The sequence below is a fragment of the Pedobacter miscanthi genome (assembly GCF_032678605.1).
Lineage (GTDB): Bacteria > Bacteroidota > Bacteroidia > Sphingobacteriales > Sphingobacteriaceae > Pedobacter > Pedobacter miscanthi_A.
The window spans coordinates 191,976-218,449 of sequence record NZ_JAVTSU010000005.1 but is presented as its reverse complement, the minus strand read 5'-3'; the positions used below and the strand labels follow the sequence as shown (position 1 = coordinate 218,449).

Genomic DNA, 26,474 nt, shown 5'->3' with positions numbered 1-26,474 from the left:
TCCGGTTATCATTTTTTATCATGATCCGGTTTGGATACAACCAAACACGATGTGGATACATCAAACATTTAATTGTTACAGATATTTGGACACAATAATTCAAAAATGAAAAACAACCGCCGCTCCTTCATCCGAAATACCATTATTGGTACTATTGGTGTTATTGTCATCCCTAAAATAGCAATAACAGCCTTGCCTGCGGCCAAAAGGAAACCGCTACGGTTAAATACAAATGATAATAAAAACAAAGAAATGGAAAGAGTTAATTTTAAGAACAGAAATTGGGAGGTTGCCGCGAATATTCATTTTCCGGAAGGTTTTGACCGTTTAAAGAAATATCCGGCGATTGTGTGCGTACACCCAGGCAGTAGTGTTAAAGAACAGACAGCAGGTGTTTATGCTGCAAAATTGGCCATCGAAGGATTCGTAACGATTGCCTTTGATGCTTCTTTTCAGGGGGAAAGTGGAGGTGAACCCCGTTACCTTGAAGATCCGGCCACCAGGGTAGAAGACATACGCTGCGCTGTGGATTACCTTACCACATTGGCATTTGTCGATGAGGAACGTATTGGTGTATTGGGCGTTTGTGCCGGAGGGGGATATGCCGCAAATGCAGCTTTGACCGAGCGTCGTATAAAAGCGGTAGGAACCGTTGTCGGCACAAATGCCAGCCGTGCTTTTGGAGAGGCAGATACCTTACAGACACTGGATACAGTAGGGAAACAACGTACTGAAGAAGCCAGAGGAGCAGCGCCTTTGATTACAAATTGGACACCTACATCTGCCGAGGAAGCAGAACAGAAAGGCATGGCAGAATTCGATATGCTTGGAGCAATTGATTATTACAGAACACCCAGGGGCGAATATCCAACCTCCTGTAATAAACTTCTTTTCACCAGCATGTCCGGTCTGGTAACCTTTGATGCTTTCCACCTTGCGGAACGTTTACTGACCCAGCCGCTACAGATAATTGTAGGTGATAAAGTAGGTGCTTTTGGCTCCTATCGGGATGGTTTTGATCTTTATAATAAAGCTGCCTCTATGAATAAGAAAATATACGTTGTAAAAGGTGCCAGTCATTATGATCTATACGACCAGCCTACCGCTATGAAAGAGGCATTGAAACAACTGGTCCCATTTTACAGGAAAAACCTCTAAATGTAAATCTGCAAGGGTAATTTAGACACTGACGCGAAAAGTCAATACTTGAAGAAGAATGAAGTTCTCCGGCGAAAGCTAGAGAACCTTATTAAAAACCGGACAATAAGCTTATTTTATTTGATAGGTATGCGGTACTGAGTTTGCTAAACAAATTTTTCGATAGCTACGAACAGCATTGCCCAACCATCACGCATCCGATTGAATATTGACCGGACGGTTCTTTGAATCTGAAGATTACAGGCAGGGAAAAAAGGAATTCAAAAATTCATGTATTATCCAGGGCACAATGGAAAGCCTTACAGAGCTTTTTTATGTTCAGGATCCCGGCAGATAAAATTAGTGTCCCATTTAATCGCTTTTTAAACAGTTTTTTTTTCTACACAAACCCAGGTGAGGCTTTGTTGAGATACATGGCAAGCAATTAAAATGATGTTATCTGGACACACGCAATATACCTATAAATCATTTTGGTTTTGATTCTTGATCCCTTTATCTTTAATTTAATTTTCAGCCAGGCTTGATTCCATCTTACACTTTTGTATTTATGCAGATCTCTAACCACCGGATGCAGCAAAGGTTCAAGGGTTAGCTTCACTGAAATATCAAACTAATCGTCAAAAGAAACCTAAAACATTAAAAATATGTTAAAATGAAAAATCCCTGACAAGATCAGGGGACTTTCCATTTTAAATCAATTACACGGCAATTATCACCTGTCTCCTAAAATTTCCTTTTGATATATTCGGTCGACTTTAGACAAAACAATCAAACCCTTATCTATATTTTTCAGAGGTTTTATCTTACCCCGGGAGACGAACACCCCATTTTCATTTTTAAATTCTCCAAATGCTGCATCGTATACATTTTTGGCACCTTTACTTGGGTGCGGAAATAATAAGGGGCGTAACAATAGGATAAACCAGGGCATTCCACGACCTTTACTCATATCAGTTTTTGCAGGTCCGGGGTCCACGCTTCTTATCTTAATGTCATTCTTTATATTTTGCGCAAATTCATTAGTCCATAAGGATAGCGCTAACTTTGATGATGCATAAACACCAAATAATTTTTTGAACACCGTAGGTTTTTCCAATTGCTCAGGCTTAAAATCTTTTGCCATGAGTGCCGCTTCCGAAGAAGTGTTAACGATCGTCCTTAACTTGCCTTTCAGGAGCAGTTCCTCTAATTCTTTGGCGACAATATAAGGCACAACGGTATTGATTTCAAAATCAATTTCACGCCCTTGGGCCGAATACGAAAGTGAGCCGGACATAGATCCTGCATTATTGAAAATAACATCCAGATAAGGTTCTTGGTCACGGAGCTTTTTCAAAGTACCTGCCAAGACTTTAAAATCACCGAGATCAGTTAGATAGACGACTAAACTTTTAGCTTTTAAAGCTCTTTGAATCAGCTCATCATCTTCCTTAAATGGGGACCTGATAAGCGCAACAACCTGCCAGCCTTCTAGTAATAGTTTTTTAGTTAATTCTAAACCGATACCTGTACGCGCTCCGGTAACTAAAGCTTTTAATTTATGATGCATGATATGACTGTAGCGTTAAGTTATTTTTTGATCAGGTTAAAGAATTTAACCGCTTCTTTTGGCGCATCCAAATCACTTGTGATTTTTCCTAGGAAACGCGGCATTTTTGCAACTTGTTGAGGGATAATGTGACCGCCTCCATTAACTGTGTACAATTCTATCACAGGTTGGCCATTCTTCATCCAAACCAGCCTATCTACAGAACTCTTATCCTTTTCATCCTGATGGGCAAGGCGGATAGATTTGTTTTCCTTAACTGCCTGACTTGCTTTAGCAAAGGTTTCAGCAGTTGCCGGGGCGGAAATGACTTTCCCGAAATCTTGTCCAAACAAAAATATTTTCCCCCCGTTATAGGGAACAATTGGATCTTTGGTGCCGTTTACCATCATAATCCGTGTTGAAACCTCACTAATTTTGGCGTTAAAGTTATCTGCAGTAGGAAGATTGGCGCTAACGGTGGTGATAGCCCTTAAGAGATTTGGTTCTTCAATTGCAAGCCTATATGCCATTTCTCCTCCATTAGAGTAACCGAAAGCGTAAACTTTGAGCGGATCTATCCCGTTGGTGGATTCGTATTTCTCAATAAGTGCCTTGATAAAACCAACATCATCTATATTTTCTTTTTTTGCAGGATAAGACGCAGTTTTTCTAGTATCATTCCAGTTGTTTTTATAGCCATCCGGATATAATACGATAAACCCATTACCATCCGCCATCTGGTCGAATTCATAACCGGTCCACTCACGTATCTTGGCACCGTCTATGCCCGCGCCGTGTAGGACAATGATCAGGCCTGGATTGCTGTTTTTAGGAAGAGATTGGGGAACATAGCTTAGGAATGACCTTTCCCTGTTACCTATCGTAATTTTATCAGCATGGATGTTCGAACCCAATGCAGGCTTTTCCGGACTCGGAACATAAAATAGATACATAAAGGCAACAAATCCTAATAAAATCAGACAGCCTAGTATTGAAAGAATAATTATCATGATTTTTCTTTTTTTGTGTTTCATATTGGCATCAAAGATAATTACCTTAGCTAAACAAAATATAGTAGTATAACAAAGTATAGTAGTATACTTTGTTATAGTTTATTGGAGAGAATATGATAGAAAGAGAAAAAAACGAGGAGATTTCAGAAATGGATTGTGCAGAAAGGTTGTTGGCCGTAGGAGATGCATTATATGCAATAGGAGGAAAATGGAAATTAAGGGTTTTAATAGCGCTCGCAAATGATTTTCGGAGATTCAATGATATCCAGCGTAAAATCCCAGGAATTTCTCCACGCGCTTTATCAATTGAATTGAAAGAATTGGAAGCTAACGGATTTTTAAAAAGATGTGTTGATGCAGAAGCGACACCCGTGAAGGTAGAATATGAACTTACCCTGTATAGTCATTCGTTATCTGAGGTTGTCGCTTCACTGACGAAGTGGGGTAAAATGCACAGGGAGAAGTTGAGACAAGACAACAAGAACGCTTAACAAACACATCTGCATAACTATCAATCATTTACACTAATGGGGTAAATTAGATACAAAACTGTGATTAAATATTATTGTATCCATATCTCATTGCTTATTACCAATCTGTTATCTTTAAACTTGGATTGCAAAAAAAAACGCAATAATCCTACTTCATTATAGCTATCCTAAAAAAACCGTTTAATCAGTATCATTTCCCGGGTGAGACGGAACAATAGTGACTTGGCTAATAAAGGTTGTTGGCCATTAATGCAAGATACAGAGTTGGAGGTTAATATCCTGGCCAACGGCGCTTACCCGCGGCACAACCGGTCGATTATTTCGGTATAATTGGAAAATTCTGAGCATAATTCTCTCTTTGTAGCCAGCTCAAATTCTGCGAACTCAAATCCCGGCGCCACCGCACAGCTCACCAAAGCAAAGCCCAATTTCTCTTTCAGCTCTGCAGAGAACCATCTACCTCCATTTACGGCATGGGAAAAAACACCGGAGCTATCCTCAGATAGCTCAACGCTATTTAACCGCCCATCACTTTCCAGTATATGTACAATTAACGCGTCCCCTTTGTGAAAGTACCATATTTCATCCGATGATATACGGTGAAAAGCAGAAAAATCGCTTTTCTCAAGTAGGTAGTAGATCGAGGTAATGGCACTTTTTTTCTTATTGCTTCCAGTCTCTGTAACTTCATCAGCAGACCTGTAAACCTCCTTATAATAACCTCCCTCCGGATGTGACTGTAGCCCAAGTTTTTCTACCCAATAACTCGCACAGTCTTCTAGCTGTTCCATATTTCATTTTCCTTTTTCACAAAGATTGATAAAATTTTCAAATAGTCCGGACATTTAAGCTGTACACAAGAACTGTACATAGAGATTAAAGTCCCAATTCAGTTATAATATGCCGCGATTCAGTTACATCTAATCATTTAGTCTAATTGAACTTTGTATATCAAATAAAAGACATGAGAAATGGTATTCCCCGGGCTGGTAAAGGATTAAGCTCTATACTAATGACTGTAGAACTTCCGGTTGCTATCATTTGTGCAAGTGTGGTACTAAATGAGAAAATAAACATTTGACAGACTGTGGGAATTATGGTGACGCTTGTAGCTATAGCTGCTTTGAACTACTACAAATCTTTAAAGGAAAGCAATAATACAAGTCTTAAACATAGCCGGACATCGAGAACCAAATAATATCATCGAACAAATGTTTGCTGAGAAATAGACATTCTTCCCTTTATATTCAACTATCGATAATCAATTGAAATATTTCTTTCATTTTGCCTTGTCATTTCCGATGTACTTTTTCTCAACTTGAACTATTCATAATCGGCTATCCTTATGATCAAAATAATCTGGACTTACAGCATTCTTAACTGAAAATTTGAGACGAACCTATCTGTCTGATTGATTAAAACCGTTAAAAAAACAATATCCACCCAAGTAGCTTACCTGTGGTAAATGTCACAGAGCGGTAACTATTGATGCGGTAGAAATTACTCATGAGGGTTATCTGATTTTTAAAAAATGGAGTACGGGTGGATTTAACTAATATTATTGTCTAAAAATGTATTACTATTGCCCAGGTGTATGTGACTATGGAGGATGAGTCATTTTGGTTTCCGCCCTTAATTCAGGTATCTTTGGATTATCTTTCAGCAGATCCCGAAGAGTTAACAATATAAGGGTATATTATTAAATCACATTATGAAAAAATGTGCCAGGAAAAAGATTGCTATTTAGTTCGGGTGGGGATTTTATATAATTTCTTATTCTCTCAGGTGTCTGAGAATATTTGATCACCTGAAGTAGTAGAAATTTCTAATGTTATTTAGATATCCCGGATTTTCTTTGGAAGAGGCTTACAGATAGAAACATCAAACCTAATATCACATGTCAGCTATTCATCTGGATCACAAAACAATAGAGGTATTGACGGACATTCCCGACTTATTGCCCGTAAGAAGAGACTATTTTGAGAATTGGAACATCAAGGTTTTCAACAGGGAAAACACGGTTTGTAAAAGTTATATTTCGCCTAACAGGCGTGAGTTTTACAAAATTATTTTTCTAAACGCCGGCAAGGGCTTATTTACGATAGGGCTTAACACCTACAGTATTGAGGAACCAACAATTCTGTTTGTTCACCCAAATGAAATTATATCCTGGAAGAACCTTACTTTGAGCATGGTATCCAAGGGATATTTCTGCATTTTCAAAAGAGGTTTCATTGAGAAAAACTTAATGCTAAAATCCCTGATGGACAAGTATGGTCTTTTTAAGGACAACATTAAAAGTGTGATCAGTTTAACGAAGGAGGCAACAAAAGTTATTAACGGAATTTTTTCTTCCATGGATAATGAAGAAAAAAACAACGGTACATTTACCGAAGACGCTTTGCAGGCCTATGTACAACTCTTAATGATAGAGGCGAGCAAAATAGCCATGCACCCTCTATCCACTACAATAACCTCAGAATACCAAAAGGTTTATGATTTTTTCGAGTTACTAGAGAAGGAAACTGCCGGTTTAAATTATGAAAAATCAATAAAAATCAAAACTGCGACAGAGTTCGCCGATCAGCTGAATGTACACCCTAACTACCTCAACGCCCTGCTAAAAAAACAGACGGGCCAGAATGTGAGTACACATATCAGGAACCGTCTATTGGAAGAAAGTAAAATTCTATTAATACAAACAGACTGGACCCTGCAGGATATCGGTTACGCCATTGGTTTCACTGAGCAACCCAATTTCAGTCATTTCTTCAAAAAAAACATCGGCATCACTCCTGCAGAGTTTAGAAGGAGTTATAATCTTTGATATTCATATAAACCTATTTGATTTGACTATAAAAAAGAATTACGAACAGTAATAATTTTGACAATCAAATCAATAGTAGTATGGAAAATAAAAAAGTATGGCTGATTACCGGCGCTTCCCAGGGGCTGGGGCATACCATGGTAAAGTATCTTTTACTAAAAGATCAAACAGTAATCGTAACCACACGCAATAAAAGTAAGTTCGATCAGTCTCTGCTTAAAACCCCAGGGTTGGAAGTCTATGAATTGGATCTGACCTGCGAAAGTGATGTTAAGAATACTGTCGCAGATATCATTGAAAAACACAGCCGAATTGATGTTCTGATCAATAATGCCGGTTACGGTTTTGTCGGCGCAATCGAAGAGATTTCTGCGGAAGAAGCTGAAAGAGTAATTGCTGTAAATGTACATGCAACCCTCCGCATGACAAGATTGACACTTCCCCATATGCGCAAAAGAAAAAGCGGCCACATCATCAACCTTTCATCAATTGCCGGGCTGATCGGATCGCCCGGCTGGGGCATATACAATGCATCCAAATTTGCAGTTGAAGGCGTTTCTGAAGCATTGTACCACGAACTAAAAGACCTGGGTATTAAAGTGACAATGGTGGAACCGGGCGCAATCCGGACCAATTTTTTGGCAGGCTCACTCACTTCTTCTGAGCTGATCATTGAAGACTATGCGGATACTGTTGGAAAACGCAGAGCCGTCCTCGCCGGGAACAACGGAAAACAGCCCAACGACCCTGAAAAGATTGTTATAGCAATTTATGGAATAGTAGAAATGGTTTCTCCCCCAATGCGCTTATTGTTGGGCAAGGATGCCTACGACCGCGCTACTCAAAATTTACTTCAGCTTAAATCCGACTTTGAGGCGATGAAACACATCACATTTTCAACAGGGTTCTAATACCCAAGCATAAATATTATAGAATGGCAAGAATAGATTTAGATGAAAATAGTAATATAGTTTCAGAACACAGGGAACCTCAACAGTTTTGGGTGAACAGGCCTGCTTTGATGTCCAGGCGCGGACATTTTTGGATTACTGGTGAACGGATAAAAAAGGATAATCAGAACTTCCAGCATGGCCCGATGTTTGTTCAATGGGAGGCACCGGAGCAAGTAACCCAGCCTTACCCCGTTATATTGGTTCATGGAGGCCGGTTACAGGGTACCGAATGGATGGATACCCCGGATGGCAGACCCGGCTGGGCACAGCGCCTAATGGAAGCAGGCTATGCCGTACTGATTGTGGACCGCCCCGGACATGGCCGGTCAAGAACCCATCCCGATATAGCTGATACACCTGGGCCTGCCTTCTCTTATGAAGAAGGAGAGCGCGTATATTTCCCTCCCGGGGATAGAAGAGTACAGACGCAGTGGCCGTTCGGCCCCGATGATACCGCCATGCTGGATTCATTTATAGCTGCGTTTAGCCCTCTGCCCACCAGTTTCAGAGAATCACAGGAGATGGATGTCTTGCGTTTATCAGCCCTTTTTGATAAAATAGGTCCTGCAATTTTAATGACCCATTCTGCTTCCGGCCCTTTGGGCTGGATGGTAGCAGACAGGCGTCCCAAACAAGTTGTGGCAATTGTAAGTATCGAGCCCATGGGCCCGGCGTTTGCAAAAGTACCTGGGATAGGATCGCTTGACTGGGGTTTAACGGCAGGTCGCGTAACTTACTTTCCGGAGCGTCAAAGCCCCGAAGATGTTCGCTCTGCTGACCCTTTGCAATTACAGATCCCCTCAATAAAATCCCTTCCCATTGCCGTGGTTACCGGGGAGGCTTCAATTTTCGCCAAAAATGGCCCAGCTATAGTCAACTTTTTAAATACAGCGGGAGCATCAGCTACCCAGATACACCTTCCCGATTTTGGGGTATTGGGTAATGGTCATGGTCTTATTTATGAAAAGAATTCAGATGAAGCACTGAAACCTGTAATGGATTGGCTTACTAAAGTTACAGGTGCTGCCATACCGGAGAATAAAGTTAGCAACATCAAGGAAAACACTGTTGAAATACCGGGCAAAGTCACCCTACATGTTATTTACAAGGGCGATAAGAATACCCGTTTTGACCACGACTATTATAAAAATATACATTGTCCGATGGTAATGGAGGCATGGAAACCTTATGGTTTAGAAAGTGGCGGCCGTTTCATCCCTATTGATCAAGGTTCTGACACAATTTTGATCTGGTCGGGGATTTTCAAAGACAGGTCTTCCTTAGAGGCTGCATTTTCATCTCCCCTTACATCGGAGATAATGGAAGATGTCAAAAAATTCACCGATCTGACGCCTTCCCGCCAGATCAGCGAGGCCTTATAACCTGAAAATATAATAATAGACTATAATTTTATCAATTGATGATGTTGTTTTCTACAGTTAGCCACCAGTGTACCAATAAAAACAGAAATCATGCAGAAAGAAAAACCTAATACATCACATTTATTAAATAAGCGCGAAGATATAATAAGGGATATTAACCTTTCATATTCCCTACAGGGCAATGGCCCACCGGTGTTGCTTATCCATGGATGGCCACAGACCCAGGACGCATGGCGCCACATTGTCCCGTTACTGATGGATTATTACACTGTAATAACAGTTGACCTGCCAGGGATAGGTGGTTCTTCCCCTTCAAAAGAGGGCTATTCCAAAAAGGAACTTTCCTGGTATATCCATGATCTTATTGTTAAGTTGGGTTATGACAAAATTGCCGTAATCGGTCATGACATCGGAGGCCAGGTTGCCTATAGCTATTCCAGGCAATTTGCAGAAGAGGTACAGGCCTTGGTTGTTATAGATGTTCCCATTCCCGGCTTGCCGGGCTGGGAACAGGAACGGGGAAAATGGCCGAGATGGCATTTCGCCTTCCATCAACAGAAAGAACTGCCCGAAATACTGGTAAGGGATAATGTTGCCAGTTATCTCAAATACTTTTTCAATGGGCTATCCTACAATAAGAAGGCGATGGCTGATTCGGAAGTACAGCCTTTCATAAAAGCTTATTCCAATGAAGAGGCTCTGCATGCAGGTTTTGAATTTTACAGAGCATTTGAACAGGATGCAACGGAAAATAAAAGCAAACTTTTGCCAAAGCTAAAAACTCATTTGCTGGCAATAGGCGGTGAACACTCCCGCATGAAGGATGCTGTACATGAACAGTTCAGGGATGTCGCTGAAAACTTAAAATGGGAAATGGCTCCTGATTCAGGTCATTTTATTCCAGAGGAAAACCCAGCCTGGTTAGCCAAAATGATTATGGAATTTATTGAACATAATTAAGCCAGAACTGGGAGAAATACCAAAGCACAGAGGCCCAAATCATCTTAAGATAAAGTAAAAAAGAAAATATCCGGATAACCAATCTAACTGGATCCCATCCCAGCAAAACATTTCTCAATAATATGCTCTTTTCCGACACCTTATCAGAAGTTGAAAACGGGTGCTATGGTGTCAGATAGATCAGTCTGCCCATTCGGGTAATAACCGGTGAACATTTTTAAAAAGTCGGCATTTTAAGTCTGGCGGAATTATTGTATATTGGAGCTTAACATGAACAGCACACATGAAAGCAGGTAACAGAATTGGCTTATTCAGAACTTTGGAAGAACAGTACCAATATATGAATCTTCCCCTGGACCTGATCCGCCTAGGCTCTACGTTTACCATTTTCAATCTTGCTGATCTAAAACAGCCCCTACCATTCAGTTTACCTGTCAGCAGGCTGAACTTTTTTGTGTTTGGGTTTATCAAACATGCGATCGGAAGTTATACCATAGATGAATATTCTTTTTCACTTAGGCCCCATAGGATCTATTTTACCAATCCTGGGCATTTCCGGTCATTCGAATATACAGGGATCACAGAGGCATATTTGATAACATTCGATGAAACGTTCCTGAAAGAAAACCTACAATTGGATTTTTTTGAGGAGTTCCCTTTTCTGCTTACCGAAACCGTCCCTGCCATTACCGCTAATGACGAAACATACGCAGAGTTCGAAAGCATTTATCTGCAGATCAATCTGGAATATAACAGGCCATCCCTGTTCAGGAATAAGATTATAGCCGGTCTTTTTTATATTTTGATGCTCAAGTACAAAGAGCATTTCGGTCTAAATTACAACCCGATCTACGAGGGTAACCGAGGATCGGAAATTGTCCGGCAGTTCAAAAAAGATCTGGATTTACATTTTAGGGATATTTCAGCGGGAACAGCCAAATACATGTACCGTGCCCAAAATTATGCAGAAGCGCAGAATCTCCACCCAAACTATCTAAGCCAGGTGATCAAAAGCAAAACGGGGAGAACGATCGGGACCTGGATAAGTGAGAAGACCATCAACGAGGTAAAATCACTCTTGCAGAACACTGCCTTTCCCATTAAGGAAATTGCTTTCCGGTTAGGCTTCAACGATTCGGCCCATATGAGCAACTACTTTAAAAAACAGGTAGGTTTATCCCCTCTGTCCTATCGCAAAAGAAGCGGGTCAAAAAATTCTTTATAATTTACAATAGATTCTTAATTCCGTACATTTTTTTCGAAATACATGGGTGCATCTTTGCAGTACAAAATTCTAAAATAAAGAAAAAAAATGAAAAATTTAGAAGAAAAAGTTGCGCTGGTAACAGGTGCTTCACGTGGCATTGGCGCAGCCATAGCACAGAAACTCGCAGCAGAAGGCGCAAAGGTCATTGTCAATTATGCCGGCAGCCAGAACGAAGCCGAAGCAGTGGTGAAAGCTATCGAATCCAATGGAGGTAGTGCCATAGCCATTCGGGCGGACATCAGTATTGCCCAGGATGTTGAACATCTTTTCGATGCGTCTATCTCACATTTTGGAAGGATACATATCCTTGTGAACAATGCAGGGATCATGATTACCAAGCCGATCAAAGACACAACAGATGAGGATTTTGACAGGCAGTTCAACATCAATGTAAAAGGTACATTTCTGACATTGCGCGAAGCTGCAACCAAACTGGCTGAAAATGGTGCCATCATCAATTTCTCTACTTCGGTAAACAGGGTGATCGTCCCGACCTATGGCACATACGTAGCTACCAAATCGGCAGTGGAACAGCTTACCCGTGTATTTGCAAAAGAAATCGGTGCCCGAGGCATAACGGTCAATTCGGTCTCTCCCGGACCGGTCAATACCGAACTGTTCATCAAAGGCAAACCGCAACAGGCCATCGACGGGGCCAAGGCATCTTCTCCTTTTAATAGACTTGGGGAACCCGAAGATATTGCGAATGTTGTTGCATTCCTCGCAGGTTCTGAAGCGAAATGGATCAGTGGCCAGAACATCGGGGTAAACGGAGCGATGTCCTAATCCCAAACAAATTAAGAATGAAGACATTTTTAACGGCCCTTGTAATGGGCCTTAGCGGAGCTATTGCAGTATCCGTCTCTTTTTCAGCAGGCTGGCCCACATGGGTGATGTTCATAGCGTGGGTAAGCTATTTTCTTTTTGGAAGAGACCTCATATCCACATGCCTCAGTCTGCTGCAGATATGCGCGGGCATCCTGATGGGCATTAGTATTCAATTATCAGCAGGTATTTTATCCCCGGTTTTGGCCGGTATAGCATTCCCTCTTACCGTATTTCTACTGATCGGTTCGCTTGCATACCTCTCGCAGATAAAGGGGCTGAACAATATCCCTGCCTGGTTTATCGGACTTATAATCTTCTTTGGAGTACATCCGGAGATAAAAGCGGTTCCGGTAATGAAGCTGATCATACCCATTACAGCAGGGTTTGCTTTTGCCATGCTCAATGATTATGGCGTAAAAAGTATCAACAGATTAAAAACAACACAACAATAAAAGACATGAATTCATTAAAAAACAAAGTGGCGCTGGTGACCGGTGCAGGAAGAGGACTTGGCAGAGCTATTGCAGAGCGGTATGCAGCATTGGGTGCCAATCTTGTAATCAATTATTCCAGGGACAGGGCATCAGCAGAAGATGCGGAAAACATTATCAGGACGATGGGTGTGGAAGTCATTACCATCCAGGCTGACGTGAGTAAACCGGCCGAGATTGAACACCTGTTCAACTCGGCGATTGCCAAATTCGGAAAAATAGACATCGTGGTTGCAAACGCAGGTGTCGAGCTGGTTGATGTACCTGTCGAGGAATTTACCGAAGAACAGTTCGACCGTTTATTTTCCATCAATACAAAAGGTACTTTCTTTACCCTACAGCAGGCGGCCAAACATGTTGCTGACGGTGGCCGTATTATCAATATTTCATCCAGCACAACCGCATTCCCATTCGAGGGTGTTGCAATATATGGAGGCAGCAAAACAGCTCCAAAATACCTGGTAGAGGTATTGGCAAAAGAAATAGGCGGACGAGGTGTTACTGTTAATTCAATCATCCCCTACGCGGTAAGCAATGCAGGAATCTTTACAAATGAAGAAGAGCCGTCCATCAAGTGGCTTATTGAAGCAAATCCAATGAAAAGGCTGGCAGACGTTTCAGATGTGGCAAACGTGGCTGAGTTTTTTGCTAGCGATCTATCCTCTTTTGTAAATGGCCAGCATTTGTTGGTTAACGGAGGGGCAAGCCATTAACCAGGATACGTTTTTTTTATGAGGGCCAAAACAATATCATGTTAACTAACAATCAGGGGGGTGGTATGATTACAAAGATTTTTTCAACAGCACTTCTATCAGCTGCCGTGTTTATGGGACTAAGGCAGGGCTGGGCAATGATCAATGGAATCCGAGCATCTTGGATATGTTTGCAAAGTTGCACCTGAATATCTTGGCAGTAAAGTTGCTCGGCTTAATGACCCTTACAGCTACCTTAATGATGACCTTTCAAAAGAGTTATCTTATGGGAAATTTGATCCTGGCTGCTTCTATCCTGATGATATTTTACCTTAAGCTTTATTACCAGAATCTAAAAGGGGCCGCCATCGAGGTACCATTTTTATTGATGCACCTCTTACTTATGTATTTTCGATATCCATTAATCAGTACCAAATGAAAAAAACCATTGCCGTACTGCTCTTTGCAGCCGGGATACTGGCGGCGAAAGCACAGGCCCCAAGTGGGCAAATTATAAAAAAGGGAAAAGCAACAACAATTGTGAAAATAGATTTAATTGAAAATCCGATAGTATCGAGTGCAATATCTGCGCTGCAAAGCGGTGATAAAGAGACATGGTTTTCCCTATTTTCCCAAGATGTCCAGTTATTTGATGACGGGAATAAGATAGACTTTAAGCCTTTTTTTGCTAAGGTTATCGGAAATGATCGGTTTCTCTCCATTGACAGGGTTGAAAACAACAGCATGGATATCTATGGAAAGATCCATAGTAAGCAGTGGGGCCATTTTAAAACCTATTTTAGTTTCGGGATAAATCAAGCGGGAAAGATTGATAGACTCGAAATAGGACAGGCCAACTATTAAAGAAAAATGCTGCCATATCTTTATTTTCAAAAATATAAATGCAAAGGCGGTGTAGCTCACCGTCTTTGCATACTTTTTGACACATGAGAAAACACCCTCTTTAATAATGCTTATGCCGTTAAGCTATCAAGTATCTGCAGATCGGACTCATCGAGTACAATTTCGGTAGCCTTTAGGTTCTCTTCAAGATGTGCAACGTTTGATGTCCCCGGGATAAGCAGAATATTATCAGCATGGTGAAGGAGCCAGCTCAATGCCAACTGGTGCATAGAAACTTCTTTATGATCGGCGAGTTGCTGTAACTTCTCGGTCATCGGTGTCATTCCTCCACCGATAGGAAACCAGGGAATGAATGCAATCCCTTCTGATTTACAATATTCAAGCACCTCTTCCCACTTACGGTCAAGAACGCTGTAGCGGTTCTGCACGGACACTACTTTAAAAAATTGCTGTGCATGCTTAATCTCCTCGATAGAAACTTCTGACAGACCGATGTGTCTGATTTTCCCCTGATGCTGCGCGTTAGCCAAAAACTCAAAGCTGATCTGTGCCGGAACTTTCGGGTCAATACGGTGTAACTGATAAAGATCAATCTTTTCGAGTTTTAACCGCCGCAAGCTACCATCAAGTGCATCCTGCAGGTGCTGTGGACTGGCATCGTTGTTTATATCAGCCCATGGACCAAAGCGTACCAGACCACCTTTGGTACCGATGATAATATTTTCACGGTAAGGATGCAGTGCTTCAGCGATCAGCTGTTCTGAGTAAAATGGACCATACTGATCGGCCGTATCGATAAAATTCACACCCAGTTCAACGGCTCTTTGGAGTACATCGATAGAATTCTGTGGATTTTCAGGCATACCGAACAGTTGTGGTCCCGCGATGCGCATTGCACCATACCCCATGCGGTTGATCTCAAGGTCACCGCCAAGAAGAAAAGTAGATTTAAATTCTGATAAAGTTTTCATAAGAAATATTTATTTGGGCAAAGTTACCCCTGTAAAATATTCAAAGCAAAGACTTTTCAAACGTCTATTTATACTTTTCAAAGTATTTCCGAAAATCGGAAGGCGTTACCCCTGCATGTTTTTTAAAGAACCTGTTAAAATAACTTTGATATTCAAAACCAAGGCCATTGGCAATTTCAGCAATGTTGTAGCTTGTATAACTCAACAGTGATTTTGCTTCGGCAAAAAGTTGCTCACTGATGTGTACAGTGGTTGATTTCCCTGTAGCTTTCTGAACGACCATATTCAGGTGGTTCACGTGTACCGCGAGGTTATCGGCAAAATCAGATGCTTTTTTAAGCTTGATGGGTTCCAGTGGCAGATCTACAGGAAACTGCCGTTTTAATAAACCGATGAAGGCATTAGCAATTCTTGAAAATGCGCTGGTCGCCAGATTTGTGGAGCGGCGCATCTGGATCGTCTGATGAAAAATCAAACTCAGATAACTCCTGAAAAGATCTTCTTTATCATTATAATCACTATCTGCCTCCATCCGCATACGCGCAAACAGACCTTTTAAAAACTGTAGCTCAGTGTGATCGGGAAAATAAACCGGCGAGTCCTGTGCTGTGAAGAGGCGGTTTGCAATTCCTGCTAATTGTGAACTTGCCCGAATGAAATCATCATCGAAAACACAGAAAAAACCTTCTGTTGTTACTGTCCGTTCTGGAACGAACCATGAATGGGGAACGATTGGATCAATCACTACGAGTGCAGGCTGATCAATTTCAATGGGATCGTGGGAACCATAATATAGCTGACATGGGGGCCAGCCATCGGTAACCAGGCTGATCTTATAAAAATCCCTACGGTTGTAGGAAGCCAGGGTACAGCTGTTTTCTCCGATTGCAGCAATCCGAAACTGTCCATTTGACTTTTTTACCACTGATGAAGTCATTTGCAAATTTATACATTTCAATCACAATCCCCAATATCAAGATCAGTTAAACTCCTGTTCAGATGCATTATGAAATAGCTTGCACATTCTGATACAGAAAGAATCCATGGCTTGGACGCTAATCAGTGCACATTCGGAAATAATCCCCACATTATTTGCAGTGGAATAAAAAAACATCAGTTTCCAGATAAGAATATTGTCCTTTCCAAAATATCCCTGTGTTCTTCTCCCCATCTTGCGGTGGACGCTATGACCGGTATAAGCGTTTTACCCAATTCGGTCAGTTCGTATTCAACTTTCAATGGGCGCTGATCATAAACTTTCTTCGAAATCAGTCCATGATCAACCAATTGATTTAACTGTGTATCTAATACCCTTCTGGAAGCCCCGGATATTTTTCTGTGGATTTCTGCGGGACGTTTAATTCCATTATATACAGTCCAGATAAGGCTTATTTTCCATTTGCCATTCATCACTTCCATAAAAAGATGGATGCCACAATCGACTGAAATAGGGATTTTTCTTTTATAATTATTTGCCATAACTGGTATAAATTGATAGGGATAAATTCAGCCGTACTTGTTTGAAAAAAAACCTTCCGGTAATTTTGCGCTGTAAAAATAAAGAAATAACATGAGGTATAAATTATTCGGTGCGCATACAGGTTTATATGCTAGTGAAATATTACTCGGCGGAGCCAATTTAGGAACCCGGAATGGTTACGGGGCAGGAGAAAAGGATGCCATAAAAATATTGAAGGCCTATGCAGATGCTGGGGGGAACTTTATAGATACCTCTGACCGATATCAGCTGGGAGAGTCTGAAGAGATAATAGGTAAATTTATCTCCGGTCAGCGAGATGATTTTATCATCTGCACAAAATACACTCAAAGCAGCGATCTTTCTCCAAAGATAAGTAATGTCGGAAATCACAGGAAAGCGATGAGACAGGCGGTTGATGCCAGTCTTAAAAGACTGCAGACTGACTATATCGATATTTTCATGCCTCATTATGATGATGGCATTACTCCTTGGGAAGAAATTGCAAGAGGACTGGAAGATCTGGTAACCAGTGGAAAAATACTTTATACTGGATTGACAAATTTTCCCGCCTGGAAGGCATCGGCGATTGCAGCTACTATTCCATTAACGGCTATTCAAATCGAATATAATCTTTTACAGCGCACTGCGGAACGGGAATTTCTGCCCATGGCTTTTCAAGGAGGTATGGGTATCATGCTTTATTCCCCACTGGCAGGAGGTTTACTAACAGGAAAATACAGAAAGGGACAAACCGGCCGTTTAGTAAAAGATGAAAACGGATCTTTTGAAGAAGACGAAAGAACCAAAAATATTATTGATTACCTTACCCTGATTGCAGGGGAACTGGATGTCACTCCGGGCATGGTTGCTTTTGCATGGATATTATCAAAAGATCATTTCCCCCTGGTTGGAGCCCGTAAAGCTGATCATCTGAAAGAAAGCCTGAAAGCTACCAATATTGAATTAACTCAGGAACATAAGTCGAAATTAGATGATTTAAGCAGTATTTCATTAGGCTACCCCCATGATCTGCTAGCTCAGGTAAGAGGTTAAATTCGCTCATCAATTGAACCTAAAGGGATATCAGGAATTTAATTACAATCCACCATATTGTTCTGAGAGAACATTTAATGGTTTTGCAAAGTTTTGATAGGCTTTCAGTGTTATGTTGTTCGTGCTTACCTATATTTACCCCTAAAATTGCCCCCAATAGTGTATCACTTTTGGGGGCAATCCGTTTTACTGATCCTCTTTTCTGCGTGCACCTTTCGCCTCAAAGCCCGCCAGATTACCTTTGACATGCCCGCTATCAACCTGATCTAGTGAGAGTGTTACATCGTAACCCTGGGCAGTGAAATCAATGGCTACTGTTTTTTCCTTCTCGGTTACATTCGTGATTTTTGTCAATTCCTGACCGGTCGAATCCTGTACCACCCCACCCAATTTCCCATCTTTTCTTTCCAGAACAAAGGTTCTTTTAACATTACCGTAAGGTGTTCCATAAATTATTAAATCCCACTTGCCGACATAATAGTCTTTTGTTTGAGCCTTCAGCCCCAAAAAAGCGAACAGGCTTAAAAGCACTAGAAGAGTTGTTTTAAATTTTTTCATAGTCTTGAATTTTTAGTTTTGGTTATTTAATTTTAAAATTGGTTCATCGTTTTCTAAAATAGTCTCTAAAGCTTTGCATGGTTAAAATAGGCACAATGTTCTATTGATAGTAAAGTCCTCACTAGGTTTCATATTTACCACCACATCATTTAGTAAATCCTACTAAATGAAGATAAAAAGAAAAAACCATTATTTAGTGAATTTCACTAAATAATAGTTATAACCCCTTTTCATCCAATGGAAATGTTATTTTTGAAAAATGCAAACAGAAGAAGAATTCAAGGATTTTATACTCAATGGCCATCTCTATTACATACCAAGCGTCACCATTGACTGCGCTATTTTTGGATATAGTAATCGTCAGCTTAAATTATTGCTTATCAAACATAGGAATCGCGATAACTGGTCCTTACCTGGCGGCTACATTAAGCGTTCTGAAAACCTGATAGAAGCAGCAAACCGTAACGTTAAAGATCGCACAGGGGTAGACAATCTTTATCTGCAGCAGTTCAAGACCTTTGGTGGCCCGGACCGTATACAATTCGATAAATTCGATAAAACAAAATGGACGGAAGATACAGGACTACCATCTTGGGAAGGAAACTGGCTCATCAACCCGACTGTTTCTGTCGCATTTTACGCAATAACCGATTTTTCTAAAACAGAACTGCACACGGATATTAGTACCGAATTATGTGGCTGGTTCGAGATCAGCAATGTACCTGTCCTGGAATATGACCATGATGAGATTTTAAAGGAGGCACTGAATTCCATGCGCCTGCATCTTTTCCACTACCCTATCGGGTTTAATTTACTGCCAGAAAAATTCACTTTGAGTGAAATCCATGCCCTCTATGAAACCTTACTGCAAAAAAAATTGGATATCAGTAATTTCCCCAAAAAGCTTATCGCTCTCGGCCTTTTAAAAAAACTCAACGAAAAGCTGCACATCGGAGCCCACCGTTCGCCCTATTTATACAGTTTTAATAAACAGAAATATGAACAGGCATTGAAAGATGGACTTGTACTAAGTTAAAACAAATCCAAATTTTATTCCACCCTTCCCATTACGTTTGAGTTCAATTTGATCCGTAGCTGCTCACAGCATACCAAGGAAGTATATATACTATTGTTTCGATCGGTCATTTTTTTCCCCTTTTCAAATCCCGTTCCATTTTTTTTCAAGAAATAGGGTACCTTACTACTCGCAACCACCTGGCCATATCCCATTCCGTTCCCAAACAAAACCATCTGCACCTTGACAAAGGCAACCCTTAACAGAAGCCCTCATCTCTGCGGCATTCTCCAGTAAAAGCTATTGTAAAAAGTAAAATAAAAAATCATTGATTTTAACTTAAGTGAAAATCGCCTTTGCGGAATACCCTGATATTTGAGGAATAAGTTAAATTATTAATTTTCAAAAATCGTTATGAAAGCAATCTTCAAGAAAAATTTATTGATCGGCCTGATCGCAGCAAGCACTTGCGTTGGCCTTGGCAACACAGCAATTGCGCAAGATGCCCCAACTGAGATGACCACATTGAAACAGGGCGAAAAAGTGCCGGACTTTACCCTAATGGACCAGAACGGAAAGCCGTTCAAATTAAGCAAATACAAAGGCAAAAAGAAACTGGTTATTTTCTTTTACCCTAAAGACGAGAGCCCGGTATGCACAAAAGAAGCTTGTGCATTCCGCGATGCTTATGCTAAATACAGTGATGCAAATGCATTGGTGATAGGGATTAATAACGGTACTGTGGCCAGCCATAAAGCTTTTGCGGATAAAGAGCACTTGCCATTTACCTTATTAAGCGATCCGGACAATAAAGTATTGAACTCTTTTAAGGTTAAAGAGCAGGATTTCGGCAACAATATGAAAGTTAGCGGCCGCGAAACCTTTATCGTTGGCCTTGACGGAACTGTAGTTTACAGTTTCAGGGATTTCATGAAAGGTGATGAGCACTCTAAACAGGTTCTGGCCTACCTGAACAAATAGACCAAGTTTTTCTTTGATAAAAAAGCCGCTCACAGACTGTAGCGGCTTTTTTTGCTTTTTTTTTTTGCCAATGTTAACTTAAGTTAAAAATTGAAAGTTTTGCGCAGAGCACCTTTGTAGAGGCGGATAACCCCGTCAACAAATAAGACACACAATGAAAAAAATTATTATCCTATTTCTTTGCCTGTTAACGATGCAGGCATTCGCGCAGATCGAAAAACCTGTGCACTGGAAGTTTGCTTCCAGCCGCGTCAGCGAGAACAGGTACGCCGTTTCGTTCGCCGCCAACATCGATTCCGGATGGCATGTATATTCGCAGTTCCTTAAAAGCGGTGGACCGATACCTACTTCCTTTAAATTCGACAACATCCCCGGCCTTCGCCTGGTTGATAAAGTTACCGAAAAGCCTGCAGCAAAAAGCGGATTTGACAAATCCTTTGAGATGACCATCAGTTATCATGAAAAACAGGTTGTTTTCACCCAGATAGTCGAGACAAAAGATCCTTCGGCAAAACTGACAGGCTCCCTTACCTATATGGTTTGCAGCGCCCAGAAATGCCTTCCTCCCAGTGATGTCGATTTTACTGTAGCTTTAAACGGCGACACTTTACAGACAGCACAGACCAAAACCATAAGCACGGGCAATACCGCCTCGGAAAAGCAGAAAGAACCTATTAAAAGTAACAACGATCAGGACCACTCTCTATTGGGAATATTCATTGCAGGTTTTCTAGGTGGGCTAGCGGCTTTTTTCCTGCCATGCATCTACCCTATGGTTCCTTTAACAGTATCTTTTTTCACAAAAATGTCAGGGCCAAGGTCAAAAGGCATCAGGTCAGCAGTGATCTATGGTTTGTCCATCATTGCGATATATGTTGGGCTGGGGCTGCTCATCACCGGAATATTCGGTGCATCGGCATTAAATGAAGCAGCTAGCAGTGCTGCATTCAACCTTTTGTTCTTCGCAATATTGCTGGTCTTTGCTTTTTCTTTCCTAGGTGCATTCGAGATCACACTTCCATCATTCTTGGTAAACAAAATCGATCAAAAGTCAGAAGGTGGCGGCTGGATCGGCCTGTTCTTTATGGCCTTTACCCTGGCGTTGGTTTCATTTTCCTGTACAGGCCCCTTGATCGGCACACTATTGGTAGAGGCTGTAAGCAAAGGAAGTTATCTAGGACCTGCGGTAGGCATGTTCGGTTTTTCTTTCGCCCTGGCTTTACCGTTCACCATGTTCGCAATATTCCCTTCATGGTTAAAAGGACTACCAAAATCAGGAGGTTGGCTAAATTCGGTAAAAGTTTGTCTGGGCCTTTTAGAGTTGGCACTGGCTTTCAAATATCTCACCAATGTAGATCTTGCCTACCATTGGGATCTGCTTAGCCGTGATATGTTCCTTGTAATCTGGATTATTATTTTCGGGGTACTTGCTTTTTATCTTTTTGGAAAGATCAGGTTAAGCCACGATAGTGAGGTGGGTTCCCTATCCATACCAAGACTGGTACTGGGAATGGTTGCACTGGGCTTTACCTTATACCTTGTCCCTGGCCTTTTGGGCGCGCCGCTTAAAGGTATCAGTGGGTGGCTTCCTCCACAGAGTACACAACAGTTCACCTTATCTGCTGGCGGATCACCCACCTCGGCAACCCCATCAAAAGACCGGAAATATGCTGGCCTGTTCCATGCGCCAGACAATATAGACGCATTTTATGATTATGAAGAGGGCATTGCCTACGCGAAGAAAGTGAATAAACCGGTTTTATTGGATTTCACTGGTTGGAGCTGTACAAACTGCAGAAAAATGGAAGCCTCGGTATGGTCGGATGCTGGCGTACTCAAGCGCCTGAAAAATGATTATGTACTGATCTCTCTCTATGTAGACGACCGTACATCTCTTGATGAATCGGAGAAATATACTTCAAAAGTTTCCGCCAAGACCATTAAGACAATCGGACAAAAATGGAGTGATCTACAGCAAACCCAATTTAACACTAATGCGCAGCCATTTTATGTGGTGCTAGGTCCCGATGGAAAACAGGCCGCAGCTCCCAGGGCATTCGATCTTGACGTCAAGGCTTATACTGATTTCCTTGATAAGGGAATTATCGCTGCCGGAAATAAAACAGTTCAAAATTAAATAAGTATAAATATGAAAAATCAATTTTTTAAAACCCCTTTATTGGCAGTTTTGGTAATATTCCTTGCAACATTCAGTGCCGTTAATGTCCATGCACAACAGGCCTCTGGTCCAGAGATCAAGTTTAGCACCAAAAACTACAAACAGGTCCTGGCGGTTGCAAAAGCCGGTCATAAAATGGTATTTGTAGATGCTTTTGCAACCTGGTGCGCCCCGTGCAAAGAACTTCGTAAAACAACATTCAAGGATCCTAAAGCAGCTGAATATTTCAACAAAAATTTTATAAGCTATAGCGTAGATGTAGAGAAAGGCGAAGGGGTCGACCTAGCAAAAAAATGGCAGGTAGAGGGACTTCCGACACTTCTTATCCTGGATAAAAACGGCAAAGTGCTGGCCAGTCATACTGGCTATGTAGATGGAAAAGGCCTGATGGAGTTTGCTGGCGAAGCGTCCGGCAAATAACAAAATACATCCTAGATGTACACTTAAATTCATTAAAATGAAAAACAATCCAATTTACCTCAACGGTATCAATGCGATAAGCGCAAGAAGGTCCCGATCCAGCAAATCAGCGTTCAGGCTATTTATTGGCATATCTGTTGTTTTTTTTGTGTTCAGTCTGGTTTTGAATATTGGCTACACCAAAGCAGAGAACAAGATAAGCCAGGCGGGAACGGTACGTTTAGACACTGCAACGTTCGCTTCAGGCTGTTTTTGGTGCGGAGAAGCCAAATTCTCTGCCTTACGGGGCGTGCTCAAAGTTACATCAGGTTATACAGGAGGAAGGACTCCCCACCCGAGCTATGAACAGGTATGTTCAGGTACAACGGGCCATGCCGAAGCTTTCAATATAATTTATGATACTTCTGTAATAACTTACGATGAGTTGCTTGAAGCCTTCTTTATCTCACATGACCCAACCCAGCTAAATCGTCAGGGTAACGACGTGGGTACCCAGTACCGATCAGCTATTTTTGTTCACAATCAGGCTCAGGCGCAAAAAGCAAACTACTACATCCACCAACTGACGGAGCAGAAAATATACCAGCAAAAAATAGTAACTGAGGTTACTCCTTTTAGGATATTTTACAATGCTGAAAATTACCACCAGAATTACTATAAAAATAATCCCGGACAGGGTTACTGCCGTTACGTGATACAGCCAGAGCTGGAAAAATTTAAACAAATCTTCAAAGAAAAACTAAAAAAATGAAAAAAATCCTGATTTATTGCAGCATACTGATGCTTGCCAGCCTAAGCAGTTTTGCACAGAATGAAAAATCTGCAAATGGGCACCAGAATAATCCATGGTATTCGAATACCGATACCACAAAACTGACTGTCAGCAATGCAGACTGGAAAAAAATACTTTCTCCAGACTTATATGCTGTTGCACGCGAAAAAGACACAGAGCGGCCATTTACCGGAAAATACTGGAAAAGTTCTACAAAAGGCACTTATTACTGCGCAGTCTGCGGAAACCTGCTTTTCAGGTCGGATGCCAAATTCGCCAGTAGCTGTGGCTGGCCAAGCTTTTACGAGCCAAGCCGAAAATCTGCTGTCCGCTATCAGAATGACAGTTCCAACCAGATGCAGAGAGTGGAAGTATTATGTGGCCGCTGTGACTCCCATCTTGGGCACATCTTCAACGATGGACCGGCGCCTACCTATAAACGTTTCTGCATGAACTCAGTATCACTTGATTTTGAACCAGACGGCAAAAAATCAAGTAAATAACAGTCCATTTTCTGGCCGGATTTTAACTTAAGTTAAAATCCGGCCAGAAAATTAAGTTCACCTTTGAACAAAGGAAAACATTAAAAGATAAAATCATGAAAAATCAATCCAATTTGAGCGTTTCCAGCCAGGCTGTTGAAACCGCAAAATCATTAAGGAAATTATACTTTTCCCGTGCAGGATTTTCCATCCTCTGGGTAATCCTGGTTACGGCTTTAGCAAAAACAAATGCAAATATTGCAACTGTCCTTTTTATCATCTACCCTGCATGGGACGTTATCGCAACGTATTTTGATATCCAGGCAAATCCAGCAAACTCAAACAAAACACCTCAATATATTAATGCAGCTATCAGTACCCTGACGACTATCGCAGTTATACTAGCACTTCAGCAGGGCATCCCACAAGCAATTATTGTTTTCGGCGCCTGGGCGATATTGGCTGGACTGATCCAATTAATTCTGGGATTGCGCAGACGCAAAGAATTAGGTGGTCAATGGCCAATGATTTTGAGCGGAGGTCAATCGATGCTTGCCGGTGGGGTCTTTATCGCAACGGCGCACAAACCCGATCAGGGTATTGCATCATTGGTAGGTTATGCTGCTTTCGGGGCGTTTTATTTCATCCTGGCTGCGATCAGACTTAATAAAACTGTTAAATCCGGCCCGGTTGCAGGATAACACCATGCTTACAAATTCTCTTATTCAATAATAAAAACAGTTACCAAAATTTATGAAAATTAATATCCTGTTGTTCGTTTTACTCTTTTGGAGTGCGGGCACCTATGCCCAGAGCATGTTCAGCATGTCCAGTTTGCATCCGGCCGACACCCTCACAAGCGAATCCCATGAACAGGCCATCCTCTACCCCTCACTCCGTCAGGTTTCGGTAGCTGCAGGATTTTTCGGCACCGGAGGCTTTGAATCGAAGCTGAACGACAAAGACTTATCTAATGGAAAGAGCCACAATGCCCGGATCAGTTCATTTTTCTCACTACCGATCGCTAGCTGGGATGGAAATGTGATCGGAGCGACCATTTATCATACCGAGCAGTTCTTTGATGTGAGGGAAGCAGAGAACCGTCTGGCATCACCTCAGGTGAACACTGGTAATATTTCAAAAAGCACACTTGGCCTTTCTCTAAATTTTTCAAGAACGGATGCTATTTTTCATACCCCAGTAATCTATTCAGCAGTATTCACAGGATTATCTGACAACCTGAAAACATTAAGGAGGTTTAACTTTAACGGCAGCATCTCCTTTCCATTGAAGCATACTCCTGACACCTACCTTTCAGTTGGGGCGTTGGTATTAATTGACCAATCTGCACCAGTGCCTGTATTGCCGACGGTTAATTATTTCCGTAGGTTAAACAATAGTGGACTACAACTCATAGTAGATTTTCCTCAGGGCGCATCATTGAAACAAGCACTTTCGCGAAACGCATGGATCAACCTGGGCAGTACAGCAAGTACCTATGCCTCATTTTATACATCTGGCGATCCGGCGCTGCCTGAACGCTTTAGCTATAACACCATTGAGATTAAAAGCGGACCAGGTTTCGAGTATCTGTTTGGCAAATATCTTATCCTGGGGATCAGTGGGGGCATTAATAACATAGTTTCTTCAAGAACGATAGCAAAAGGGAGTAATTATAATGATGCATTCATCAAAACAACTGCGAAGGCCACCCCATACGGCGAATTTAGAATTTCTCTTTTACCATTCTGATACTCCCATGTTAGATAGGTTGCCAGGGGCCTCAGGGTTCCTGGCTTTTTTTATGTTTTTTTTTTACAGAATATCGTAAATACCCTCCTAAAGGAATACACACAGAGGGTTAGTCTCCCTCATCTTCCAGATGCTTATATTTATAATATAAGAACTTCTACAAGAAAAATTTTGGCAATAGTATTCGGGGGTTATCATTGGTAATGCACCTGCGTGCTCCGGCACAATCATATTAGGTAAAAAACCAATTCTTATGATTGGTGGCAAGGAGAAATTTAAAGCCATTTAATCCTTTTTTAAACATCCTAAATACGGTGATAAGCCCAAAATACTGAAGAAAAATGTAAAATACTTAGT

27 protein-coding genes are annotated in these 26,474 nt (G+C 41.3%); 20 read left to right on the top strand and 7 right to left on the bottom strand.

Annotated elements, in window-relative coordinates; translation table 11 throughout:
• The first annotated feature begins 105 nt into the window (after positions 1-105).
• Positions 106-1,158: an alpha/beta hydrolase gene (locus R2R28_RS09750; RefSeq protein WP_316825490.1), complete on the top strand. Its 1,053-nt coding sequence runs from the start codon at positions 106-108 to the stop codon at positions 1,156-1,158.
• A gap of 712 nt (positions 1,159-1,870) precedes the next feature.
• Here R2R28_RS09750 and R2R28_RS09745 read toward each other — a convergent pair.
• The gene (locus tag R2R28_RS09745; RefSeq protein WP_316825489.1) at positions 1,871-2,707 is read right to left on the bottom strand and encodes an SDR family NAD(P)-dependent oxidoreductase; all 837 of its coding nucleotides are present in this window, start codon (positions 2,705-2,707) and stop codon (positions 1,871-1,873) included.
• A gap of 20 nt (positions 2,708-2,727) precedes the next feature.
• Entirely contained in the window at positions 2,728-3,696 is a 969-nt protein-coding gene (locus tag R2R28_RS09740; RefSeq protein WP_316825488.1) for an alpha/beta hydrolase family esterase, read from the bottom strand.
• Between the two features lie 116 nt (positions 3,697-3,812).
• Here R2R28_RS09740 and R2R28_RS09735 point away from each other — a divergent pair, with 116 nt between their 5' ends.
• Complete coding sequence (locus R2R28_RS09735) at positions 3,813-4,190, top strand: helix-turn-helix domain-containing protein (protein ID WP_316825487.1); 378 nt, start codon at positions 3,813-3,815, stop codon at positions 4,188-4,190.
• A 293-nt stretch (positions 4,191-4,483) separates the two neighbouring features.
• On the opposite strand, the gene R2R28_RS09730 is transcribed toward R2R28_RS09735, so the two are convergent.
• Positions 4,484-4,981: a cupin domain-containing protein gene (locus R2R28_RS09730; protein WP_316825486.1), complete on the bottom strand. Its 498-nt coding sequence runs from the start codon at positions 4,979-4,981 to the stop codon at positions 4,484-4,486.
• 1,106 nt (positions 4,982-6,087) lie between these two features.
• Here R2R28_RS09730 and R2R28_RS09725 point away from each other — a divergent pair.
• From R2R28_RS09725 to R2R28_RS09685, 9 genes are all read left to right on the top strand, one after another.
• Positions 6,088-7,017: a helix-turn-helix transcriptional regulator gene (locus tag R2R28_RS09725; RefSeq protein WP_316825485.1), complete on the top strand. Its 930-nt coding sequence runs from the start codon at positions 6,088-6,090 to the stop codon at positions 7,015-7,017.
• A gap of 80 nt (positions 7,018-7,097) precedes the next feature.
• The gene (locus R2R28_RS09720) at positions 7,098-7,928 is read left to right on the top strand and encodes an SDR family NAD(P)-dependent oxidoreductase (protein ID WP_316825484.1); all 831 of its coding nucleotides are present in this window, start codon (positions 7,098-7,100) and stop codon (positions 7,926-7,928) included.
• Positions 7,929-7,951: 23 nt separating this feature from the next.
• A complete protein-coding gene (locus R2R28_RS09715) occupies positions 7,952-9,352 on the top strand; it encodes an EthD family reductase (RefSeq protein ID WP_316825483.1) in 1,401 nt (466 codons plus the stop codon).
• A 90-nt stretch (positions 9,353-9,442) separates the two neighbouring features.
• Positions 9,443-10,312, top strand: a complete 870-nt coding sequence (locus R2R28_RS09710) for an alpha/beta hydrolase (protein ID WP_316825482.1) — start codon at positions 9,443-9,445, stop codon at positions 10,310-10,312.
• Positions 10,313-10,595: 283 nt separating this feature from the next.
• On the top strand, positions 10,596-11,537 hold the full coding sequence (locus R2R28_RS09705) for a helix-turn-helix domain-containing protein (RefSeq protein WP_316825481.1): 942 nt from the start codon (positions 10,596-10,598) through the stop codon (positions 11,535-11,537).
• 87 nt (positions 11,538-11,624) lie between these two features.
• On the top strand, positions 11,625-12,365 hold the full coding sequence (locus tag R2R28_RS09700) for an SDR family oxidoreductase (protein ID WP_316825480.1): 741 nt from the start codon (positions 11,625-11,627) through the stop codon (positions 12,363-12,365).
• 17 nt (positions 12,366-12,382) lie between these two features.
• Positions 12,383-12,859 (top strand): DUF1097 domain-containing protein, encoded by a 477-nt coding sequence (locus R2R28_RS09695; RefSeq protein WP_316825479.1) that lies wholly within the window; start codon positions 12,383-12,385, stop codon positions 12,857-12,859.
• A 5-nt stretch (positions 12,860-12,864) separates the two neighbouring features.
• The gene (locus R2R28_RS09690; RefSeq protein WP_316825478.1) at positions 12,865-13,611 is read left to right on the top strand and encodes an SDR family oxidoreductase; all 747 of its coding nucleotides are present in this window, start codon (positions 12,865-12,867) and stop codon (positions 13,609-13,611) included.
• Between the two features lie 414 nt (positions 13,612-14,025).
• The gene (locus tag R2R28_RS09685) at positions 14,026-14,454 is read left to right on the top strand and encodes a hypothetical protein (protein WP_316825477.1); all 429 of its coding nucleotides are present in this window, start codon (positions 14,026-14,028) and stop codon (positions 14,452-14,454) included.
• Between the two features lie 110 nt (positions 14,455-14,564).
• Here R2R28_RS09685 and R2R28_RS09680 read toward each other — a convergent pair whose 3' ends face one another.
• The 3 genes from R2R28_RS09680 to R2R28_RS09670 form a co-directional block, all read right to left on the bottom strand.
• A complete protein-coding gene (locus R2R28_RS09680; RefSeq protein WP_316825476.1) occupies positions 14,565-15,425 on the bottom strand; it encodes an aldo/keto reductase in 861 nt (286 codons plus the stop codon).
• 64 nt (positions 15,426-15,489) lie between these two features.
• Positions 15,490-16,362, bottom strand: a complete 873-nt coding sequence (locus tag R2R28_RS09675; RefSeq protein WP_316825475.1) for a helix-turn-helix domain-containing protein — start codon at positions 16,360-16,362, stop codon at positions 15,490-15,492.
• Positions 16,363-16,538: 176 nt separating this feature from the next.
• Positions 16,539-16,904 (bottom strand): helix-turn-helix domain-containing protein, encoded by a 366-nt coding sequence (locus tag R2R28_RS09670; protein WP_316825474.1) that lies wholly within the window; start codon positions 16,902-16,904, stop codon positions 16,539-16,541.
• A gap of 91 nt (positions 16,905-16,995) precedes the next feature.
• Between R2R28_RS09670 and R2R28_RS09665 the strand changes: the two genes are divergently transcribed.
• Entirely contained in the window at positions 16,996-17,958 is a 963-nt protein-coding gene (locus R2R28_RS09665) for an aldo/keto reductase (RefSeq protein ID WP_316825473.1), read from the top strand.
• A 186-nt stretch (positions 17,959-18,144) separates the two neighbouring features.
• Here the strand turns inward: R2R28_RS09665 and R2R28_RS09660 are convergent, their stop codons facing one another.
• On the bottom strand, positions 18,145-18,516 hold the full coding sequence (locus tag R2R28_RS09660) for a hypothetical protein (protein ID WP_316825472.1): 372 nt from the start codon (positions 18,514-18,516) through the stop codon (positions 18,145-18,147).
• 259 nt (positions 18,517-18,775) lie between these two features.
• Here R2R28_RS09660 and R2R28_RS09655 point away from each other — a divergent pair, with 259 nt between their 5' ends.
• The 8 genes from R2R28_RS09655 (at position 18,776) to R2R28_RS09620 (ending at position 26,117) form a co-directional block, all read left to right on the top strand.
• The gene (locus tag R2R28_RS09655) at positions 18,776-19,552 is read left to right on the top strand and encodes an NUDIX hydrolase (protein ID WP_316825471.1); all 777 of its coding nucleotides are present in this window, start codon (positions 18,776-18,778) and stop codon (positions 19,550-19,552) included.
• Between the two features lie 393 nt (positions 19,553-19,945).
• Complete coding sequence (locus R2R28_RS09650; protein ID WP_316825470.1) at positions 19,946-20,512, top strand: peroxiredoxin; 567 nt, start codon at positions 19,946-19,948, stop codon at positions 20,510-20,512.
• 154 nt (positions 20,513-20,666) lie between these two features.
• Positions 20,667-22,649 (top strand): protein-disulfide reductase DsbD family protein, encoded by a 1,983-nt coding sequence (locus R2R28_RS09645; protein WP_316825469.1) that lies wholly within the window; start codon positions 20,667-20,669, stop codon positions 22,647-22,649.
• A gap of 12 nt (positions 22,650-22,661) precedes the next feature.
• A complete protein-coding gene (locus tag R2R28_RS09640) occupies positions 22,662-23,111 on the top strand; it encodes a thioredoxin family protein (protein WP_316825468.1) in 450 nt (149 codons plus the stop codon).
• 37 nt (positions 23,112-23,148) lie between these two features.
• Complete coding sequence (gene msrA / locus R2R28_RS09635; protein ID WP_316825467.1) at positions 23,149-23,862, top strand: peptide-methionine (S)-S-oxide reductase MsrA; 714 nt, start codon at positions 23,149-23,151, stop codon at positions 23,860-23,862.
• Positions 23,859-24,386, top strand: a complete 528-nt coding sequence (gene msrB, locus R2R28_RS09630; protein WP_316825466.1) for a peptide-methionine (R)-S-oxide reductase MsrB — start codon at positions 23,859-23,861, stop codon at positions 24,384-24,386. The genes msrA and msrB overlap by 4 nt, the downstream gene beginning before the upstream one ends.
• Before the next feature lie 95 nt (positions 24,387-24,481).
• A complete protein-coding gene (locus tag R2R28_RS09625) occupies positions 24,482-25,066 on the top strand; it encodes a DUF308 domain-containing protein (protein WP_316825465.1) in 585 nt (194 codons plus the stop codon).
• A gap of 52 nt (positions 25,067-25,118) precedes the next feature.
• The gene (locus R2R28_RS09620; RefSeq protein WP_316825464.1) at positions 25,119-26,117 is read left to right on the top strand and encodes a hypothetical protein; all 999 of its coding nucleotides are present in this window, start codon (positions 25,119-25,121) and stop codon (positions 26,115-26,117) included.
• Positions 26,118-26,474 lie beyond the last annotated feature (357 nt).

What these genes read in the sequence shown, in the direction of transcription:
- msrA (WP_316825467.1), top strand. Translation starts at nt 23,149, where the DNA reads ATGAAAAACAATCCAATTTACCTCAACGGTATCAATGCGATAAGCGCA.
- R2R28_RS09685 (WP_316825477.1), top strand. Translation starts at nt 14,026, where the DNA reads ATGAAAAAAACCATTGCCGTACTGCTCTTTGCAGCCGGGATACTGGCG.
- R2R28_RS09725 (WP_316825485.1), top strand. Translation starts at nt 6,088, where the DNA reads ATGTCAGCTATTCATCTGGATCACAAAACAATAGAGGTATTGACGGAC.
- R2R28_RS09700 (WP_316825480.1), top strand. Translation starts at nt 11,625, where the DNA reads ATGAAAAATTTAGAAGAAAAAGTTGCGCTGGTAACAGGTGCTTCACGT.
- R2R28_RS09715 (WP_316825483.1), top strand. Translation starts at nt 7,952, where the DNA reads ATGGCAAGAATAGATTTAGATGAAAATAGTAATATAGTTTCAGAACAC.
- R2R28_RS09735 (WP_316825487.1), top strand. Translation starts at nt 3,813, where the DNA reads ATGATAGAAAGAGAAAAAAACGAGGAGATTTCAGAAATGGATTGTGCA.
- R2R28_RS09705 (WP_316825481.1), top strand. Translation starts at nt 10,596, where the DNA reads ATGAAAGCAGGTAACAGAATTGGCTTATTCAGAACTTTGGAAGAACAG.
- msrB (WP_316825466.1), top strand. Translation starts at nt 23,859, where the DNA reads ATGAAAAAAATCCTGATTTATTGCAGCATACTGATGCTTGCCAGCCTA.
- R2R28_RS09665 (WP_316825473.1), top strand. Translation starts at nt 16,996, where the DNA reads ATGAGGTATAAATTATTCGGTGCGCATACAGGTTTATATGCTAGTGAA.
- R2R28_RS09750 (WP_316825490.1), top strand. Translation starts at nt 106, where the DNA reads ATGAAAAACAACCGCCGCTCCTTCATCCGAAATACCATTATTGGTACT.
- R2R28_RS09675 (WP_316825475.1), bottom strand. Translation starts at nt 16,362, where the DNA reads ATGACTTCATCAGTGGTAAAAAAGTCAAATGGACAGTTTCGGATTGCT.
- R2R28_RS09745 (WP_316825489.1), bottom strand. Translation starts at nt 2,707, where the DNA reads ATGCATCATAAATTAAAAGCTTTAGTTACCGGAGCGCGTACAGGTATC.
- R2R28_RS09620 (WP_316825464.1), top strand. Translation starts at nt 25,119, where the DNA reads ATGAAAATTAATATCCTGTTGTTCGTTTTACTCTTTTGGAGTGCGGGC.
- R2R28_RS09680 (WP_316825476.1), bottom strand. Translation starts at nt 15,425, where the DNA reads ATGAAAACTTTATCAGAATTTAAATCTACTTTTCTTCTTGGCGGTGAC.
- R2R28_RS09720 (WP_316825484.1), top strand. Translation starts at nt 7,098, where the DNA reads ATGGAAAATAAAAAAGTATGGCTGATTACCGGCGCTTCCCAGGGGCTG.
- R2R28_RS09645 (WP_316825469.1), top strand. Translation starts at nt 20,667, where the DNA reads ATGAAAAAAATTATTATCCTATTTCTTTGCCTGTTAACGATGCAGGCA.
- R2R28_RS09730 (WP_316825486.1), bottom strand. Translation starts at nt 4,981, where the DNA reads ATGGAACAGCTAGAAGACTGTGCGAGTTATTGGGTAGAAAAACTTGGG.
- R2R28_RS09650 (WP_316825470.1), top strand. Translation starts at nt 19,946, where the DNA reads ATGAAAGCAATCTTCAAGAAAAATTTATTGATCGGCCTGATCGCAGCA.
- R2R28_RS09655 (WP_316825471.1), top strand. Translation starts at nt 18,776, where the DNA reads ATGCAAACAGAAGAAGAATTCAAGGATTTTATACTCAATGGCCATCTC.
- R2R28_RS09710 (WP_316825482.1), top strand. Translation starts at nt 9,443, where the DNA reads ATGCAGAAAGAAAAACCTAATACATCACATTTATTAAATAAGCGCGAA.
- R2R28_RS09695 (WP_316825479.1), top strand. Translation starts at nt 12,383, where the DNA reads ATGAAGACATTTTTAACGGCCCTTGTAATGGGCCTTAGCGGAGCTATT.
- R2R28_RS09625 (WP_316825465.1), top strand. Translation starts at nt 24,482, where the DNA reads ATGAAAAATCAATCCAATTTGAGCGTTTCCAGCCAGGCTGTTGAAACC.
- R2R28_RS09660 (WP_316825472.1), bottom strand. Translation starts at nt 18,516, where the DNA reads ATGAAAAAATTTAAAACAACTCTTCTAGTGCTTTTAAGCCTGTTCGCT.
- R2R28_RS09740 (WP_316825488.1), bottom strand. Translation starts at nt 3,696, where the DNA reads ATGATAATTATTCTTTCAATACTAGGCTGTCTGATTTTATTAGGATTT.
- R2R28_RS09690 (WP_316825478.1), top strand. Translation starts at nt 12,865, where the DNA reads ATGAATTCATTAAAAAACAAAGTGGCGCTGGTGACCGGTGCAGGAAGA.
- R2R28_RS09640 (WP_316825468.1), top strand. Translation starts at nt 22,662, where the DNA reads ATGAAAAATCAATTTTTTAAAACCCCTTTATTGGCAGTTTTGGTAATA.
- R2R28_RS09670 (WP_316825474.1), bottom strand. Translation starts at nt 16,904, where the DNA reads ATGGCAAATAATTATAAAAGAAAAATCCCTATTTCAGTCGATTGTGGC.